This window comes from Candidatus Methylomirabilota bacterium, from assembly GCA_035764725.1.
GTDB lineage: Bacteria > Methylomirabilota > Methylomirabilia > Rokubacteriales > CSP1-6 > DASRWT01.
Genome location: DASTYT010000094.1, coordinates 40,203 through 54,615, shown reverse-complemented (window position 1 = coordinate 54,615; position 14,413 = coordinate 40,203). Strand labels below are relative to the sequence as shown.

The window sequence follows — 14,413 nt, the reverse complement described above, 5'->3', positions numbered from 1 at the left end:
CTCATGAACCCACTCACCGTCGCGATCGTCACGTTCCTCCTGGTAGTTGGAGTGACGCTGGTCAGCGCGATGATCGTCATGCGGCTCTGGCCCGCCATCGGGCGCGGTCGGCTCTCCCGCGCGTCCACCGTCGCCGACGGGCCCGTGTCGATCCTGAGATTCGACAGCGAGCCCCAGTCGGGCCTCCAGCGCGCCATCGAGAAGATCGGTCGGAACGTCGTCCCGAAGGACAACGTCCGGCTCACGCGCTACCGGGTGCGCCTGACCCAGGCCGGCTTCAGCGATCCCCGCGGCGTCGCGATGCTCTGGGGCGCCAAGGTCGTGTGCGCGCTGATCGGGTTCCTCGCCTATCCCTTCTTCGGATTTCTCATGCAGCGGGTGCTCTCGAACACGCTGATCATCTCGCTGGTCTGCCTCGCGATCGGGTTCATGCTCCCGGACTTCTGGCTGTACAACCGGATCAAGGAGCGGCAGCGGGCGATCGTGAACATGCTGCCGGACGTGCTCGACCTCCTGATGGTCTGCGTGGAGGCCGGCCTGGGCTTCGACGCGGCGGTGGCGCGCGTGGCCGAGCAGGAGGAGCTGACGCGGAGTCCCCTCCACCAGGAGCTGATGCGCATGCACCTGGAGGTCCGGGCGGGCCGACCCCGCGAGGAGGCGATGCGGAGCCTGGGCGAGCGCTGCGGCGTCCAGGAAGTGCGCTCGATGGTGAGCGCCTTCGTCCAGTCCGATCGGCTCGGGACGCCCCTCGGCAAGACCCTCCGTGTCCACGCCGAGACGGCGCGCGTCCAGCGCCGGCATCGCGCCGAGGAGCGGGCGTCCCTCGCGCCGCTCAAGATGATCTTCCCGACGGTCCTGTTCCTCATGCCGGCGTTCTTCCTGGTGGCGATGGCCCCATCCCTCATCGGTCTCATCAAGTCGTTCAGGAGCCTCGTACAATGACGAAGACCCTGACCTCCCTCGTGCGAGTCACTGCCGTGCTGGTCGGCTTCCTTGCCCTCTGGGTCGCGCCGGTCGCGGCCCAGGACGTGATGGCCGAGGTGCGGACCTGGGACGGACAGTCCTGGCGCATCGCGCAGCCGTCCCTCGAGGTGTTCTACACGATCCCGGCCCCGCATCAGGGGGGTCCTGACCCCTATACGGCGGGGCCGAGCGGCAACACGTCCGGCGGGCAGGTGGGCACTGGATCGGCCGCGTTGCCGGTCTTGTCCGGGTCGGTCGGATCGCTGCAGAACTACTTCCAGGGCGGTCCGGAGCCCCGGCAGGGCCATCGCCAGGCCGACTACATCACCGTCCGTCGTGGTGGGATCGAGCGGCAGATCCCGCTCGTCAGCATCGCGAGCCTCACCTTCGCGCGTTACCTGGTGCCCAGCACGCTGCCGGCCTTTTACGTGAACCGTCATTTCCGGTACACTGCCACCGTTATCCTGACCGATGGTTCCCGGGTAGAGGCCGACTCCATCAACCTCGGCACCCTGGTCCTTCGCGGCCAGACGGCCTCGGGGCGTTTGGACCTGCCCTGGGAAGAGATCCAGTTCGTCAGCTTCCAGCGCTAAACGACGAGGAGCAGAACCCATGAGAATCCAGCGGGTCCGTGACTGGCTCAATAACGAGCGCGGCAATGTCCTGCTTTTCACGTTCACCCTGCTCGTCTTCCTGCTCGTGATGGGCGGGTTCGCGATCGACTTTGCCTATCAGGCCGCCGCCCGCACGGAGCTCCAGCGAACCATCGACGCCGCCGCCCTCGCCGGAGCTGGCAAACTCGGGTTCGACGACACGGTGTTTCCCACCGTGCGCGCCACCGCGCAGCAGTACGGGACGCTGAACCCGCTGCGCACCGGCACGCTCACGCTCAACCTCAATACCGCGAACGCCTCCAATGGCAACATCGTGCTCGGCATCTGGAACGCGGGGACCTTCACCCCGTCGCTAGTGGGCAGTCAGGTCAATGCGGTGCGCTGCCAGGTCCAGACCACGATCCCGACCTCGTTCCTGCGGCTGCTGAACATCGACACACTTCCGATCACGGCCAGCGCGGTCGCCATCTCCAACCCACCCGTGCTACCGGGCTGCGGCACTCCGATCCTGCCCATCGCGGTGACCCCTTGCGCCTTCTACGACGCGGGGACCGGACAGTTCAACAACAGCAATGGCTGCGGCACCGGGCTCACCTGGATCTCGAGCAATAACATCTGCAACAACCAGGCGGGCAGCCCGCAGTCCTGCAACAGCGCCGCTTGGGCCAGCCTCGACGGCAGCAACTGGACCAGCGGTCAGCATCAGGCGGCCATCACGAACGCGGGGCTCGGGGCGGGCGCTGCCTGCAATGCCACGGCACCGGCGGGGGGCAACACCTACCTCGACAACGGCATGGTGCAGCCCACCTTCAACCTGCTTCGGGACACCTTTACCACTAATCGGACTTCGACCCTTAGTGGCGACATCATCAAAATAGTGAACGGGACTCCCCAGGTCGTGTACCAGGCCTCGTGGGGCGGCTGGGAGGTGGGGGTCATGCTGGTGCAGACCGCTTGTCCTCCAGGCGCCATGACCGGGACGGCCCCCATCATGACTTACAGCAAATTCGTGGTGACCCAGGTCTTCGATCAGAACAACGGCTGCGTGATTTCCCCGAACATGGACCCACAGGCGGCGTCCTATTGCGGCACGCGCGACAACAGCCTCCGGGCGGTGTTCGGCTATTTCCGCTGCGACACGCTCGGCCAGGTGGCGACGATCGATCCGGCGCCCCGCACGGCGCTCGCAGCCAAGCTCAAGCTGGTCAGGTGATCGGCCGCGTCCTCGCGGCGCTTCTCGGCTGCGCCCTCGTGACCGGAGGCGCGGGCGTGGGGTTCGGCGAGCCTCGGCCGGCGCCGCGTCTCCTGACGGCCGAGCGCCTCACGCACGATGCGGGGTCGTCCGGGATCGTCGAGCACGCCACGCCGGTGGGCCCGCTCACCGGAGTCGAGGCTCTGTCCTCCACGTCGCCCGGCATGACCGGGACCTCCACCATCTACTCCGTGGGTCGTGACGTCCCGGCGTCGCCCCCGGCCCGCGTCGTCTCCCCGGATCATGCCGAGGCTCTCGAGCCCGCGGGGAAGGCCTTGGAAAGTCGCAGCAAGCCGTAGGTTAACGGCGGCAGCCTCGGCAACAATAGACGCATGAGTGATCCCATCTTTCCGTCGTGGCCGGCGCGATCCAGGCCGGCCGGACGCGGTCAAGGGGATCACGAAGCCCCATCGACTCCACCGGGGCGAAGGCCCTCGGCGCTCACGTTCGGCGTCTGCATGTCGGGCTCGCTGTCTCTCCATGTCATCGTGCTGGGGTTGTTGGTCTGGCTCGCGAGCCTCCCTCCCGGCATGAGCGCGCTGGAGGTGTTCCCCGTGCCCGGCTCCGGCGGCTCGATCTCGATCAGCGAATCGGCGTCGGGTGGACCCGCCCGTCCAGCGCCCGCGGCGGCGCCAGCGGCGACGTCGGCTCGAGCGAACAGTCCGGCCGCGCCGCCCGCACGGTCCGCACCAGCGCCGCCGCCGAGCCCGAGCCCCCCGCCGCCGCCCCGCGTGGATTCTGCGGCAGTGAAGTCTCCCGAGGTGCGCGCTCCGATTGCGACTCCGGATCCTCCGAAACCGGCGACGAGCACGCCGGCCGAACCGCCCGTGCCCATCCCGGTGCCGCCGATCACCTCGCCCGCGGTCGAGGCGGCTCCGACTCCACCCGTCATGACCTGGTCACCGCCGGAGCCCCCGCGTGAGCGGTCCCCCGCCGTGCCAGCGGAGCGGGAGACTGGACCGACGCCGGGCTCCACACCGGATGGACCCACGATTCCGCCGCCTCCCGTCAAGCCGCGTGAGGTGGAGGCGATCGCTGCGCTGCCCGTTCCCGCGCCGCCCGAGGAGATCGTGCGGCCGGAGCCCAAGACTCCTCCGCCGGTGACGCGGGCGCCGATCGTCGAGCCGTCTCCGCTGGCCGGACCCGGCGAGCGCGTCTCGACGGACAAGCCCGCGCCCAGCTCCCCTCCTGCCGAACCTGCCCCGACTCGCTCCGCGCCTGAGCGGCCGGCGACGCCAACCCCCAAGGTGGTAGCGGCGCCACGGCCTGCCGAGCCCGCGCCGGAGCTCCCGCCTGCGCCGCCGGCGCCGACTCCGACGGTGACCGTCCCCACGCCCCCTCCGCCGGCGCCCGTGGTTGCCGCGGCACCGGCTCCCGTCGTCCCGACTCCCGCTCCGTTGGCGACGCCGGCTCCCGCGCTTCCGCCTGCGCCGGTGGCGGTGCCGGTGGCTCCGCCGGCGCCCGTTCCTGTAGGCGACACGCCTGCTCCGGCCGTGCCCGCGCCCGTAGCCGCGACCCCCGCGCCAGTCACGCCGACGCCCGCCCCGGCTCTGGCGCCGGCCGCGCCGCCGCCGGCCCTGACGTCGGTCGCCGCGGCGCCAGCCGTTGCGCCGGCGGCGCCCACTGCCTCTTCCCCGGCGACGATGGCGCCTGCAGCGGGGCCTGCAACGCCAGCGCCGGCGGCCTCGGCACCCGTTGCCGCACCCCCCCGGCCATCTGCCGTTGCGCCTGCTCCCGTAACAGCCTCGCCGGGCGCGGGCGTCCCCGCGGCGCGCCCGGGTCCGTCCTCGTTCGCTCCGGCCGGACCGGGTGGAGCGGCTTCGGCCGGAAGACCCCAGTCCGCTGAAACGGGCGAGCAATCGGCTCAGCGCCCGGCGCCGAGCGCGCCGGTGGGCTCGCCCGTGGGGATCGGCCTCGCCCGCGCCATCGTGCAGTTCCACGGCGCGCGCCACCGCGTCACCGACCGTGCCGTCGAGCCGATGGCGGGGCGCATCATCGGGCCAGCGCCGGAGCGGTTCACGCTCTACGTCAATGGCAGCCCGCAACCCGTGACGGTGGAGGAGCGGAGCTTCTCCGCCTCGGTGACGCTGACACCCGGGTTGAATCGCGTGCGCGTGGTGGCGTCGGGGCCCGACCGAGCCGAGACAGAGGACTCGGTGACCGTAGAGTACGTACCGCCGGCGCCGAAGGGCCGCATCGTCCTGCTCAGCCCCGCGGATGGCTCGAGACTCTCCCCCGACGACCCGCCGTTCGTGGTGGTCGAGGGAAGGGCGGAGGACAAGTCCATCGGGAGCGTGTCGGTCGTCGTGAACGGTCGCGAGACGGTGGTGCCGGTTCGCGACGGGCGATTCCGTCACATCGCGCCCGCCACGGATCCCACGCTGAAGATCTGGGCCGAGGGCGCGGCCGCGGACGGGACCAAGCAACGGAGCGAAGCGGTCACGGTCTACGCGGAAGCGCCGACGGGATCCATGGGCATCCTCGTCGTCGATTGGCCGCCGCTCCATGCCGGCGACCAGGTCGAGATCACCGGCACCTGGCGAGGCATGTCCGCGAGGGTGGACGTTCCGACTCAGCCGCTCGTGCTGAAGAGCGGTGGGCCGTCACCGGGCGGCGGGCGCCCCGAGGTCTACTATCTTCGCAATCTCCGGCCGGGAGTCTACACGTTCGTCCTGCGCTATCGCACGCCCCAGCCCGCGGGCGCCGCGCAGCCGATCCTGTATCTCAACATCGGCGGTACCCTGATCCCGCACATGCTCAAGCCCGTGCCGCTCCAGGGCTCGGGCCGCGCCGTCATGGCGAAGGTGCTCCTGCCGCAGGGCATTCTCTGGGAGCAGGACGACTGGTTCTCGGGACGGAGCGAGAGCGCCGAGACCGTGACGAAGTTCCGCATTCCCGAAGGCATCACGTGGACCGAGCGAAAGATCGACCTCCGCTGACCGCGGCGCTCCTCGCCGCGCAGGACGCGGACGGCGGATGGGGCGCCGAGCCCGGCAAGCGCAGCAACACCGAGGCCACGGCGCTCGCGGTCCTGGCGCTCGCGAAGACCTCCGACTCCGCGGCGGCCTCGGCGCTGCGTCGGGGCCGCGACTGGCTGGTCGGCCATCAGCGCCCGGACGGGGGCTGGCCCCTCGGGGTCGGCCAGGATCAGAGCACCTGGCCGACGCCCCTGGCGGTGCTCGCGTTGCTGGGCCCGCCCGAGACGCGTGAGCAGGCCGCCGGGGGGCTCCGCTGGCTGGTCGGGCATGGCGGGATCGATCCCGGCTGGCTCATCCGCGCGCTCTATCGCCTCTGGCCCGCCGCGCTGCCCGTCCGGATGGATCCCACACTCAAGGGCTGGTCGTGGAATCCCGAAGCCTTCAGCTGGGTGGAGCCCACCGCCTACGCCCTGCTGGCGCTCAAGAAGGGACGCGCCGTGCTCTCGGGGCCCGACGTGGACGCCCGCATCCGCGAAGGCGAGTCGATGCTCTTCGACCGCGTGTGCGAGGGCGGGGGCTGGAACTATGGGAACACGAACGTGTACGGCGTGAGCGTCCCACCGTACCCGGAAGTCACCGCGATCGCCCTGATCGGTCTCCAGGACCGGCGCGACACGCCCGCCCATCGCGCGAGCAGCGAGGCGATGCGCCGCATGCTCGCGGAGGTCGATTCCGGGTTCGGCCTGAGCTGGGCAATCGCGTATCTCGCCGTGCATGGTCGGCAGACGGCCGCGGAGCGCGGGCGACTCGCGGCCAGCTATGCGCGGACCGGCTTTCTCGGCTCCACACGGACCCTGGCGCTCGCGCTCGTCGCGTCGGGCGCCCCCGAGGCCGTGTTCGGCCTATGAGGACGCCGATGACACGCCGTGGCTTCCTGGGTGCGGCCGTTGCGGTGCCGGTTGCCGGTGCGGTGCCGCTGGCCGCCGGCTGCGGGCGAACGCCGAGCTGGGATCGCGCCGCGTATCGAAAGGCCGACCGCTCGCGAGTCGCCATCCTGCCCGCCCGCGACTACACGGTGCCGCTGACCGACGTGGTGCTCCAGGGCATACGACATTTTCCCGTTGCCGTCGCCGGACGGAAGGTGGTGCTCAAGCCGAACCTCGTCGAGTTCGACCCGGCGGGCGTGATCAATACGCATCCGGCCGTCATCGCGGCCGCGGTGGAGGCCTTCCGCCGCCTGGGCGCGCGCGACGTGGTGGTCGCCGAGGGCCCGGGCCACCGACGTGACACCGAGCATCTGGTGGCCGCCTCCGGGCTCTTCCGCACGCTCACCGATCTGGGCGCGCGCTACATCGACCTCAACTACGACGACGTGCGATCGGTGACGCTGCGCAGCCGCTTCACCGAGCTCGGTCGGCTCCACCTGCCCGAGACCATACTCGGCGCGGACCTGATCGTGTCCATGCCCAAGTTGAAGACCCACCACTGGGCCGGGGTGACGCTCTCGCTCAAGAACATGTTCGGGGTCGTGCCGGGCATGGTTTACGGTTGGCCGAAGAACGTCCTGCACTGGGCGGGCATCCACGAGAGCGTCGTCGACATCAACAGCTCGCTGCCCGCTCCCCAGTTCGCCATCGTCGACGGCATCGTCGGCATGGAGGGCAACGGCCCGATCCAGGGCGACCCCAAGCCGTGCGGCGCGCTCATCTTCGGCGACGATCTCGTGGCGGTCGACGCGACGGCGGCGCGCCTCATGAGCATCGAGCCGCGGAAGATCACCTACCTCGAGCACGCGGCTCGGTTTCTCGGGAACGCGGAGCACGAGCGGATCGCGCAGATCGGCGAGTCCCTCGAGTCGCTGCGAAAGGAGTTCCGCGTGATTCCTCGCTTTGAGAGCGTCAGGGGAGTCGGCGGTGGGTAGGGCCCCAGCGCGCCTCCTCGTGCTCCTGCCCCTCGTCGCGCTCCTGGGGGCGGGTCCGGGCGATCTCAACGAGGCGGGCAAGGCCGCGTATCAGCGGGGCGAATATGCCGAGGCCGAGCGCCTCTTCAGCCAGGCGGTGGCCCGCACACCCAGTGACCCGCTGCTCCACTACCATCGCGGCGCCGCCCTCACCAAGCTAGGGCGCTTCCAGGAAGCCACGGTTGCCTACGAGACGGCCCTGCGCCTGAATCCACCGCCCGCGGTGGCGACGGCGGCGCGGGAGGGGCTCCGCGCCATCGGCGCCCTCGGGGCGCCGCCCAGACCGCGGCGGTCCGAGGAGACGGTCATCGCCCTGACCAAGGTTCCCGGCGGCTGGCTCACCGAGGTCGTCATCAACGGGTCCTGGACCGGCCCGCTCCTGCTCGACACGGGCGCGAGCGTGACCCTCATTTCGCCCGCGGTGGCCCGCCTCGCCGGGCTGGACATCGGGCCCGACACGCCCGTGGTCGAGGTGCAGGGGATCGCCGGGCGCACGCGGGGCCCCATCGTCACCCTGACTTCGCTCCAGGTCGGCGAGGTCGAGGCGCGCGGGATCCGCGCGGTCGTCGTCGGGCTGCCCACCGGCCTGAACGGCCTGCTCGGCAACTCCTTCCTGACCCGCTACACCTTCACCCTGGATCCGCGCGAGGGAGCGCTCCGGCTGCAGCCGCGATGACAGGCAGCCCCGTCGGCGAGGCACACCCGCGAGCGCTCTCGGCCCTCGGCCGCACGGCCGTCACCCTCGCCTGTCTCGCGCTCCTGGGCTGGAACGCGGCGCTCGTCCTGGTGATGGAGCGGGGACTCGTCCGGAGCGATTTCGGGAAGCTCCACGCATCCGCCCGGGCCTACCTCGCCGGTCGGGACATGTACGACCTGGGGCCGGCCACGCTGAGTCCGGTGCGCGGGATGAGCGGCGACATCCTCCACTACATCCAGTTCCTGAACCTCAATCCGCCCCATTTCCACCTGATCCTGCTGCCGCTGGCGCCGCTCCCCGGGCGCTGGGCGCTCGTGGTCTGGGGCATCGTGAGCCTGGCCTGTCTCGGCCTGTCGCTCCACCTGATCGCGCGTGAAGCCGGCGTGGTGCTCACGCCGTGGCGCCGGCGGCTCGTCGTCCTGGGCCTGCTGAGCTTCGCGGGGTTCGGCGCGGTGGCGGTGACCGGGCAGGTCTCCTTCGTCCTGCTCCTTCCCATGACACTGGCGTGGATTCGCGCGCGGCGAGGGAGCTGGGCCGAGGCCGGCGTCTACCTCGGCCTCGTGATGAGCGTGAAGCCCTTCCTTGGCATCTTCCTGCCCTATCTCGTGCTGCGCCGGCGGCTCGACGCGCTCGGCGCGACGCTCGGCGCGGCCGCGGGCGCGTTCTTGCTGGGGCTCGGGATCTTCGGGTGGGACGCCCATCGATCCTGGATCGCCGGGCTCTCCGCGGTGACGTGGGAGTGGGTCGCCATGAACGCGTCCCTGCTCGGCTTCCTCAAGCGCGTGCTCGCGCCCAGCGCGTACTACGCGCCCTTGTTCGACGCGCCGGGTCTCATCGGGCCGATCTGGCTCCTCCTGTCCGCGGCCGTCGGAGTCGTGAGTCTCACCATTGCCGCCACCGACTCGAGCGCCCGCACGGTCGATCGGGGCTTCGCGGTGCTCCTCTTCGCGGCGCTTCTCATCTCGCCGCTCGGCTGGACCTACTACTGGTGGCTCGCGCTCGGTCCGATGGTGGCGCTCGTCGCCGCGTGGAATCCCCTCGCGCAGGGGACGACCCTTTCGAGCACGGCCCGCTGGCGCCGGGCGCTGCTCCTCGTCGCGGTGCCAGGGCTCCTCTGGCCCCTACCCGCCACGGTGGCGTTCCAGCCCAACCCCTGGGCGACCGCGCTGACCGGCTCCGCGTACTTCTGGGCGACGCTGGCGCTCTGGGCGGCGTTGATCGCGGACTGGCGCCTGGCCGGCGGCCGCGTCGGCGCCCTCGTCGCCCGGGAGCGACGTCAGCTCCGGGACGCGGCGTGAAACTCGCGGAGCAGCTCTTCGCTGCTGGACGTGCCCCGGTGCCAGACCCACTTGACGTAGGAGCGGACGTCGGGGGCGTACCAGTACTCGTTCCGGTCGCCCTTGTCGCTCTCGTGCAGCACCTTGACCGTGTTGAAGCGCCCGGCCGGCACCTCGATGACCTCGGCGCCGAGGACGAGGAAGGTGTCTTCGCGCTGGACGCTCGCCGTCGAATCTTGGAGGGTCCCGCGGTACGTCCATCGTCGTCCCGGCTCGAGCGGCCAGGAGAACCATGGCAGGGGAGGGTTGATACGGCTCTCGATCTTCCGGTCGCGCGCGTGTCCGGCCCAGTGGAGCTGGGTCGTGTAGAAGTGCTCGAGCTCACCGACCCGGAGCACGTAGAACGGCGCGTTGCCGATGTCCCGCACCTCGACGACCTCGACGGTCTTGGTGCCTTGCTCGGTGCCGATGAGCACCCCGTAGATCCATCGGTCGCCGGGGCGCCAGAGCGGCGGCTTCTGGACGGCGCCGAGCAGCTTCATGGCGGCGGAGCCAGTGACCGGCTGAACCGGGGGCGTCGGTCGCGCCTCCGCCGGTTTCGGCGCTTCGGCGGGTCGCGGGGGCTCGGGCGGTCGCGGCGGGGCGGTCCGGGCGCCGCAAGCCTGGAGGGCCAGTGCCGAGGCGAGGAGCGCGAGCCCCGCCGCCGTCCGTGCTGCGAGCCGCCATCGTGCCACGGGCGGATGATCGCACGGCGGTTCGGGACAGCCCAATTTTCTGGTCGCCCGGTGCCCGGGGCGCCGAAAACACCAATGGACTTCACGAGTCGCGTGCTAGAAGTATCTCGGTGGAATCCCGGCCGCAGGTCGATGGGGGCCTGGACGCCGGTCGGCGCAGCTCACCATGAGCGGGAGGAGCAACATGAAGGTCGTTGGCGTGATCGCGATACTGGTCGGCATCATCTTCATCATCGTGCCCGCCTTGACCAACGCGTGGCAGCCCATGGGCTCGTGGTTGATCGCGGTCATCCTTATCGCGGGCGGGTTCTTCCTGTACCGCGGCTCGTTCGGGAGGTCGTCGCAGAAATCCAATATGTAGGGCTCGAATCTCGATCCTTCCCGTCACTGATGGCAACGGGCCCTTCGCGGTGACCGACGGCCCGGCGCGAGACGGGGAGCGCCCAGCCCCGGCCTCGCTCGCGGTGATCGCCCTCGTGATGGGCCTTGGCCTGTATCGATTCGCTCACACCCTCGCCGATCCCGACATCTGGGGGCACCTCGCCATCGGCCGCCTGTACTACGAGACGGGCCGGATCCGGCAGGCCGATCCCTTCTCCTACGTCACGGCGGGCCACGAGTGGATCAACTTCGAGTGGCTGTTCGAGCTCGGCCTCTACCGGCTCTTCGCCATGGCCGGGCCCCCCGGAATTGTTGCGCTCAAAGTCTCGGTGGGGCTCATCCTGCTCGGTGTCGTCTACCGCGTGCTCTGCCGCCAGGGCGTGCCCGCCGAGCGGGCCGGCATCATCGTGCTGGCGGTCATCCATTTCTTCGTGCCCTTCCTCATCACCATCCGGCCTCATCTTGTCACCTACTCGTTCTTCCTCGTCGTCCTCCTTCTCCTCCGCGCGATGGATCGAGGCAACGCGCGATGGCTTTACGCTGCTCCGGCGCTCTTCGCGCTCTGGGCGAACCTCCATCCGGGGTTTCTCGCCGGCCTTGCCATACTGGGAATCTGGACGGGACTCGAGCTCGTCCGCCGCCGGGTCGGGAGGGGGATGCTCGGGCCTCCCTCGGGCTTGTCGATGTGGACGGTCATCCCGATTCTGCTGGCCTGCGGGCTCGCCACTGGGCTCAACCCCTGGGGATTCCGTCTCCTGCCATTCCTCTGGCGCACGGCGACGGTGCCGCGTCTCGAGATCAGCGAGTGGCAGCCATTGCTCCTCGGCACCGGCCAGGGCGTTACCTACCTGGCCTTCGTGACGGCCGCGGCCCTGGGATGGTACTTCAGCCGACGGCCTCGGAGCTTTGCTCTCCTTGGGGTATTGGGGGTCTGTGTTCTGCTCCCGCTGAACGCGTGGCGGCACGTGCCCCTCGCCGCGCTGGCGATCGCCGTGCTCGCAGGCGAGCATATCGGGGATGCGTGGGCGCAATTGGCGGAAGCCTACACGCGGCGGATTCCCGCGCCCTCGGTCACGGCGAACCGGGTCCTCGTCGCCGCCGCAACGGTAGGAGCCGTCCTCTTCGTCGTGATGGCGGCGCCGCGCTTTGGCTGCATCGTCATCGACCCCCCGTCGGCCCTCGGCCAGCCCGTACGGGCGCTCGGCCTACTTCGTGCGAGCGGGGTCAGCGGCAATCTCGCCATCGAGTTCGACTGGGGACTCTACGCCATGTACCACGTGACCCCGACCTTCAAGATCTCGATGGACGGGCGCCGTGAGACAGCCTACGGCGAGGACTTGTACAACCAGTACCTCGACTTCAAGTTCGGCCAGGGCGACTGGGCCGCACTGCTGCGCGAGTACGACACCCAGCTCGCCCTGGTGCGCCGCTTCCAGCCTGCGGACAATCTGCTCCGCCTCAAGCCGGGCTGGACCCTGATCTACGAGGACCAGATGGCCGCCCTGTTCGCGCGGGCCGACCTGCCCTACCTCGACCGGCTCCGGTCGACTCCGCCGCCGTCGGTCCCGTACGACGGCGCAGGCCTCTGCGTGCCGTAGGGGCGCGATCAGGCGGTCTTGCGCCGCTTGGACCCCACGTAGTCGACCAGCACGTACTCGCCCAGGCGCTCCGGCGTGGCGAAGAAGGCCCGGCCGCGGTTGATGCGCGCCATCTGCTCCACGAAGGCCATCAGCATCTCGCTGCGCTCGAGCATGAAGGTGTTGATGGTGATGCCCTCGCGGGTGCAGCGCTACACTTCCTTGAGCGTCTCCTGGATGGTGCGGCGCGTGGGCGGGTACGCGAACTCCGCCTCGAGGCCCTCCATGTGCGCGGTGGGCTCGCCGTCCGTCACCATGATGATCTGCTTGTTGCCGCCCTTCTGCCGGCCCAGGAGCCGCCGCGCGAGCTGGAAGCCCGCGTGCATGTTGGTGCCCACACTCCACTCGCTGGAGTGCAGCCCTGGGAGCTGCTCGGCGCGGAACTCGCGCGCGTAGAGCGAGAAGCCCACGATGTGGAGCTGATCCCGCGGGAACTGGCCGCGGATGAGCGCGTTCAGCGCGAGCGTGACCTTCTTGGCGGCGAGGAAGCAGCCGTTAAAGATCATGGAGCGGCTCATGTCGAGCATGACCACGGTGGCGGCCTGGGTCGAGAGCTCGGTGCGGAACACCTCGAAGTCGTCGGGGGTCAGGCGCACCGGCGTGCCCGGGCCCTGCCGCTCCAGCGCGTTCATCAGCGTTTCCTTGAGGTCGAGAAGGAACGGATCGCCGAACTCGTAGCGCTTGGCGTCGTCGGTGCGGTCGCCACCCGCGCCGCGCCGCTCCACCGCATGGCGGCCGAAGCGGTCACGCTTCAGGTGCGCGAAGATGTCGCGCAGCGCCTTGTCGCCGATCTTCCGGAGCGCCCGGGCGGTCAGCTCGAGCTTGTCACCTTCGCGCTCGAGATAGCCGGCTTCCTCCAGCTTCTTGGTCAGCTCCTGGAGCTTTTCCAGCTCGCGGGCGGCCTTCTCTCCGAGCAGGCGCTCCACCTCGGCAGGGTCGAGCCCTTCCAGGTCCTTGGGATCGCGGACGCGGCGGAGCTGCCGCTCCAGCTCGTCCATCTTCTGGAGCTCTTCTATCAGCTTCATCGCCTCGCGGAGCGTGACCTCCCGGTCGCCGTGGAAGTCGTAGCGCCGCGCCATCTCGTCGATCGGCATCAGCTCCGCCAGATTCATGGCGAGCTGGGCCATCTCGGCCTCGAGGCGCTCGTCCTTCATGAACAGCGACTGCATCATGTCCTGGAGCTGGCGGCGCTGGGCGGGGGACATGCTGTCCATGAGCGACTGGAGCTGGGCGGCCTGGTTGCCGAGCTGCTCGAGGAGCTGGTCCAGGCTCTCCACGCCGGGGAAATGCGGCCCCCATTTGTCCTTGAATGCCTGGAAGTCGGGCTCGTTGCCGTCGGCGCGCTCGCGGAGCATGCGGTTGAGGTCGCGGAGCATCTCGCGCATCCGCGCCATGTCCTCGGGCGTCATGTTCTGCATCGAGCGCTGGAGGCCCTGCATGAAGGGCTGGAGCATCTGCTGCTGGAGCGACTGCATGAGCTCCCAGAACATGCGGTGGGCGTCGGGATCCATGAACTCGTAGCTCTGGAAGCCCCGGATGCGTCCGGCCGGCTCCTTGGGCATCGCGTCGAGGCTCTGCCGGCGTTGCGCGGCCATCTGCTCGAGCTGGCCCTGCTGCTCCGGCGTGATCTCGCCCTTTTCGCGCCGCTCCCGCGCGTCTGCCCGCCGGCGCTCGATGCCCTCGCGCTCGGTCTTCATGATCTCGTCGAGCTTCTTCTTGATGTCCTCCAGGGCGGAGCCGAGATCGTACCGCTCGAGCTGCTGCTGCCGCCGCTTGCGGAGCTGATTCACCATGTCCTGGAGGCCGGGCATGCGGCCGCCCTGCGGCATGGGCGCGCCCTGCTGGAAGAGGCGGCGCAGGGCGCTCCAGAGGTCGCCGTCCGACATGAGGTCGTCGGACATCGCCTCGAGGAGGTCGTCGGCGTCGGGATCGGGGACGTCCTGCGAGCCGTCCCAGCGCGAGTAGCGATAGAGCACGGTG

At 70.0% G+C, this 14,413-nt stretch carries 15 protein-coding genes; 11 read left to right on the top strand and 4 right to left on the bottom strand.

Annotation, left to right across the window (positions count from 1 at the left end; genetic code table 11):
* Positions 1–3: 3 nt before the first annotated feature.
* From VFX14_14585 to VFX14_14570, 4 genes are read left to right on the top strand one after another with little or no spacing between them, the layout of a single operon-like run.
* The gene (locus VFX14_14585; protein ID HEU5190908.1) at positions 4–942 is read left to right on the top strand and encodes a type II secretion system F family protein; all 939 of its coding nucleotides are present in this window, start codon (positions 4–6) and stop codon (positions 940–942) included.
* Entirely contained in the window at positions 939–1,556 is a 618-nt protein-coding gene (locus VFX14_14580) for a hypothetical protein (protein HEU5190907.1), read from the top strand. Before VFX14_14585 ends, VFX14_14580 begins: the two co-directional genes overlap by 4 nt.
* A 19-nt stretch (positions 1,557–1,575) precedes the next feature.
* Entirely contained in the window at positions 1,576–2,790 is a 1,215-nt protein-coding gene (locus VFX14_14575; protein ID HEU5190906.1) for a pilus assembly protein TadG-related protein, read from the top strand.
* Positions 2,787–3,128, top strand: a complete 342-nt coding sequence (locus VFX14_14570) for a hypothetical protein (GenBank protein HEU5190905.1) — start codon at positions 2,787–2,789, stop codon at positions 3,126–3,128. The genes VFX14_14575 and VFX14_14570 overlap by 4 nt, the downstream gene beginning before the upstream one ends.
* Positions 3,129–3,226: 98 nt before the next feature.
* Here VFX14_14570 and VFX14_14565 read toward each other — a convergent pair whose 3' ends face one another.
* A complete protein-coding gene (locus tag VFX14_14565) occupies positions 3,227–3,682 on the bottom strand; it encodes a hypothetical protein (GenBank protein ID HEU5190904.1) in 456 nt (151 codons plus the stop codon).
* A gap of 1,036 nt (positions 3,683–4,718) precedes the next feature.
* On the opposite strand from VFX14_14565, the gene VFX14_14560 reads away from it, so the two are divergent.
* The 5 genes from VFX14_14560 to VFX14_14540 are packed head-to-tail and all read left to right on the top strand — an operon-like array spanning position 4,719 to position 9,702.
* Positions 4,719–5,768, top strand: a complete 1,050-nt coding sequence (locus tag VFX14_14560) for a hypothetical protein (GenBank protein HEU5190903.1) — start codon at positions 4,719–4,721, stop codon at positions 5,766–5,768.
* Positions 5,738–6,655 (top strand): prenyltransferase/squalene oxidase repeat-containing protein, encoded by a 918-nt coding sequence (locus VFX14_14555; protein HEU5190902.1) that lies wholly within the window; start codon positions 5,738–5,740, stop codon positions 6,653–6,655. Before VFX14_14560 ends, VFX14_14555 begins: the two co-directional genes overlap by 31 nt.
* Before the next feature lie 8 nt (positions 6,656–6,663).
* The gene (locus VFX14_14550) at positions 6,664–7,668 is read left to right on the top strand and encodes a DUF362 domain-containing protein (protein ID HEU5190901.1); all 1,005 of its coding nucleotides are present in this window, start codon (positions 6,664–6,666) and stop codon (positions 7,666–7,668) included.
* Positions 7,661–8,383 (top strand): retroviral-like aspartic protease family protein, encoded by a 723-nt coding sequence (locus VFX14_14545; protein HEU5190900.1) that lies wholly within the window; start codon positions 7,661–7,663, stop codon positions 8,381–8,383. Before VFX14_14550 ends, VFX14_14545 begins: the two co-directional genes overlap by 8 nt.
* Positions 8,380–9,702: a glycosyltransferase family 87 protein gene (locus VFX14_14540; protein HEU5190899.1), complete on the top strand. Its 1,323-nt coding sequence runs from the start codon at positions 8,380–8,382 to the stop codon at positions 9,700–9,702. The genes VFX14_14545 and VFX14_14540 overlap by 4 nt, the downstream gene beginning before the upstream one ends.
* Here VFX14_14540 and VFX14_14535 read toward each other — a convergent pair.
* Positions 9,681–10,223: a hypothetical protein gene (locus VFX14_14535; GenBank protein HEU5190898.1), complete on the bottom strand. Its 543-nt coding sequence runs from the start codon at positions 10,221–10,223 to the stop codon at positions 9,681–9,683. The two genes, VFX14_14540 and VFX14_14535, sit on opposite strands and share 22 nt — an antisense overlap.
* 376 nt (positions 10,224–10,599) lie before the next feature.
* Between VFX14_14535 and VFX14_14530 the strand changes: the two genes are divergently transcribed.
* Together VFX14_14530 and VFX14_14525 are read left to right on the top strand one after the other, a co-directional pair.
* Positions 10,600–10,776 carry a hypothetical protein gene (locus VFX14_14530; protein HEU5190897.1) on the top strand — a complete coding sequence of 59 codons (177 nt, stop codon included), beginning with the start codon at positions 10,600–10,602 and terminating at the stop codon, positions 10,774–10,776.
* A gap of 49 nt (positions 10,777–10,825) precedes the next feature.
* Positions 10,826–12,394, top strand: a complete 1,569-nt coding sequence (locus tag VFX14_14525) for a hypothetical protein (GenBank protein ID HEU5190896.1) — start codon at positions 10,826–10,828, stop codon at positions 12,392–12,394.
* A gap of 8 nt (positions 12,395–12,402) precedes the next feature.
* Here VFX14_14525 and VFX14_14520 read toward each other — a convergent pair whose 3' ends face one another.
* The gene (locus VFX14_14520; GenBank protein ID HEU5190895.1) at positions 12,403–12,549 is read right to left on the bottom strand and encodes a hypothetical protein; all 147 of its coding nucleotides are present in this window, start codon (positions 12,547–12,549) and stop codon (positions 12,403–12,405) included.
* 36 nt (positions 12,550–12,585) lie between these two features.
* Positions 12,586–14,409, bottom strand: a complete 1,824-nt coding sequence (locus VFX14_14515; protein HEU5190894.1) for a VWA domain-containing protein — start codon at positions 14,407–14,409, stop codon at positions 12,586–12,588.
* Positions 14,410–14,413: the final 4 nt, after the last annotated feature.

Coding starts and splice junctions, on each gene's coding strand:
- VFX14_14585 (HEU5190908.1), top strand. CDS start 4: ATGAACCCACTCACCGTCGCGATCGTCACGTTCCTCCTGGTAGTTGGA.
- VFX14_14550 (HEU5190901.1), top strand. CDS start 6,664: ATGACACGCCGTGGCTTCCTGGGTGCGGCCGTTGCGGTGCCGGTTGCC.
- VFX14_14575 (HEU5190906.1), top strand. CDS start 1,576: ATGAGAATCCAGCGGGTCCGTGACTGGCTCAATAACGAGCGCGGCAAT.
- VFX14_14580 (HEU5190907.1), top strand. CDS start 939: ATGACGAAGACCCTGACCTCCCTCGTGCGAGTCACTGCCGTGCTGGTC.
- VFX14_14520 (HEU5190895.1), bottom strand. CDS start 12,549: ATGCTCGAGCGCAGCGAGATGCTGATGGCCTTCGTGGAGCAGATGGCG.
- VFX14_14535 (HEU5190898.1), bottom strand. CDS start 10,223: ATGAAGCTGCTCGGCGCCGTCCAGAAGCCGCCGCTCTGGCGCCCCGGC.
- VFX14_14530 (HEU5190897.1), top strand. CDS start 10,600: ATGAAGGTCGTTGGCGTGATCGCGATACTGGTCGGCATCATCTTCATC.
- VFX14_14540 (HEU5190899.1), top strand. CDS start 8,380: ATGACAGGCAGCCCCGTCGGCGAGGCACACCCGCGAGCGCTCTCGGCC.